General features: G+C 60.1%; 3 protein-coding genes. 1 reads left to right on the forward strand and 2 read right to left on the reverse strand.

Annotated features, from left to right (window positions below):
* On the forward strand, positions 1–838 hold an 838-nt coding region (gene yghU / locus EN893_RS30170), incomplete at its 5' end, for a glutathione-dependent disulfide-bond oxidoreductase (protein ID WP_128362029.1).
* Between the two features lie 87 nt (positions 839–925).
* Here the strand turns inward: yghU and EN893_RS30175 are convergent.
* Both EN893_RS30175 and EN893_RS30180 read right to left on the reverse strand, forming a co-directional pair.
* Complete coding sequence (locus tag EN893_RS30175) at positions 926–1,228, reverse strand: DUF1236 domain-containing protein (protein ID WP_027035237.1); 303 nt, start codon at positions 1,226–1,228, stop codon at positions 926–928.
* A 577-nt stretch (positions 1,229–1,805) separates the two neighbouring features.
* Positions 1,806–2,024 (reverse strand): exopolysaccharide production repressor protein, encoded by a 219-nt coding sequence (locus EN893_RS30180; protein ID WP_236382731.1) that lies wholly within the window; start codon positions 2,022–2,024, stop codon positions 1,806–1,808.
* Positions 2,025–2,183: the final 159 nt, after the last annotated feature.

Raw genomic sequence — 2,183 nt, forward strand, 5'->3', positions numbered from 1 at the left:
GACCTGGAACAAGCCGAGCGGCGGAGCCTTTGCCAGCATCAACCGGCCGATCGCCGGACCGACGCATGACAAGGAACTGCCCGTCGGCAAGCATCCGTTGCAGCTCTATTCGCTGGCGACGCCGAACGGCGTCAAGGTCACCGTCATGCTGGAAGAGCTTCTGGCGCGCGGCCACAAGGGCGCCGAATACGATGCCTGGCTGATCCGGATCAACGATGGCGACCAGTTCGGCAGCGGCTTCGTCGAGGTCAATCCCAACTCCAAGATCCCGGCCCTGATGGACCGCAGCGGCAAGACGCCGGTGCGCATCTTCGAATCCGGTTCGATCCTGGTCTATCTCGCCGAAAAGTTCGGCGAATTCCTGCCGACCGAACAGCCGGCCCGCGCCGAGGTGCTGTCCTGGCTGTTCTGGCAGATGGGCTCGGCGCCGTATCTGGGCGGCGGCTTCGGTCACTTTTATGCCTATGCGCCGGAAAAGTTCGAATATGCCATCGACCGCTTCTCGATGGAGGTGAAACGCCAGATGGATGTGCTCGACCGCCGACTGGCCGAGACCGAATATCTCGGCGGCAAGGACTATTCCATCGCCGATATGGCGGTGTGGCCCAGGTATGGCGGGCTGGCGCTCGGCCGCATGTACAATGATTCCGCCGAGTTCCTGTCCGTGCAGGAATACACACATGTTCAACGCTGGGCCAAGGCGATCGACGCACGACCGACGGTCAAGCGCGGCCGCATGGTCAACCGCGCTTTCGGCGAGCCTGCCATGCAATTGCATGAGCGCCACGACGCCAGCGATTTCGAGACCAAGACGCAGGATAGACTGGCCGCCGAATAGGCCATAGCGGGTCGCGGCAAAGGAAACCCGCCACCGACGCGACGTCGGGGCGGGTTTTCCCCAAGGTTCAGTGCTGCGGGAACCCCCTTAGTGCAGCACTTCAACGATCTGGCGGGTCTCCGGATCGACGAGGACCGTCTGGTCATTGATCACGGCGACGCGATATTTGACGTCGGGCACCTCACGCAATTCGACAGTGTCCGGCACCGAGGAGCCGAGCTTGAGTTCGACCCCCAGAAGGTTCACCGAGGCAAGCGGTTCCCTCTTGATGTATTCGCGAACGACCGTCTCCTGCTCCGGCTGGACGACGACGACGCTCTCCGCCAGCGCCGCACCAATGCCGCCCATCAGGACGACTGCGGCCGCCGCGCTTGTAAGATAAAGTTTCATGACCGTCTCCTAGTGACAATTGAATTCCGCCCTCCATAAAAACTCCACCGCTGCCATGCGGTTCCATCGAACTTCAGAATTGAAGATGTTACGTTTTCGGCTCGGATATTAATTTGTTGCTGATCATACATGCGGCAGACAGCGCGGAAATGCTTGAAAACCTGCACAAATGTGTGCGGACATTAGAGGACGAAAAATTCCTGCTGTAGTCGGATTGGCGAAGCACCTGTCGTCGCCGCGTCAAATCAGCCTCGCGTCCCTCTATCTGGACGATGGGAGCACGAAAAAGGCTCGCCCCGCCGGGAGCAGAGCGAGCCATGGCAGTTCCGATGGAGGTGGCAACCTCACCGGTACCGCTAGAGAACGCGAAGCATCATCACTTGTTCCACCTGACGGCCTGAGCTCCATGCGAAGCTGGTCGCGCATGCGCCATGTTCCCACGATAACGCTGCGCCGAAATCTCCGGCAGGGATATGCTCGGACGCTGTCTCGGTGACCAAACACCGTGGTCGCGCTGGTGGCGAGGTTCCCCGAATTGCCCGGGCGCACACGCGCGAGTGATCCTGGCTACCCGGTCTTAAAGCCGGACACCGTCGCGACGCAATGGCGGGAAGGCGTCTACCGGATCCTCGCTCGGCGCGATATCGTGCGAGCCCCTGAAGATCAGCCTCACGATGAGCACGAAGTAGCCGACCTGCAGGACAAGCAGCGTCGCTATCGTCCAGGCAAATGCCTCCCAGAAAGAGCCGGTAACCATATAGGTCCAGACCGCGACGATGATGGCCGTGGCTGACATTCCTACGAGAAACTGTCCAAAATACATGGTTTCCCAAAACCGTCGAAACCGCGGCGGTTCCGATCAGTCCCTGCCTCATTCCCATTTCCCGCGGACAACATTTCATTATTTTAGCAACTTCGCAAGTAAGCGGCCCATCGCCACTGCGCTCTCCATTGC

Origin of the sequence: Mesorhizobium sp. M7A.F.Ca.CA.004.04.2.1 (assembly GCF_004022825.1) — a bacterium.
Lineage (GTDB): Bacteria > Pseudomonadota > Alphaproteobacteria > Rhizobiales > Rhizobiaceae > Mesorhizobium.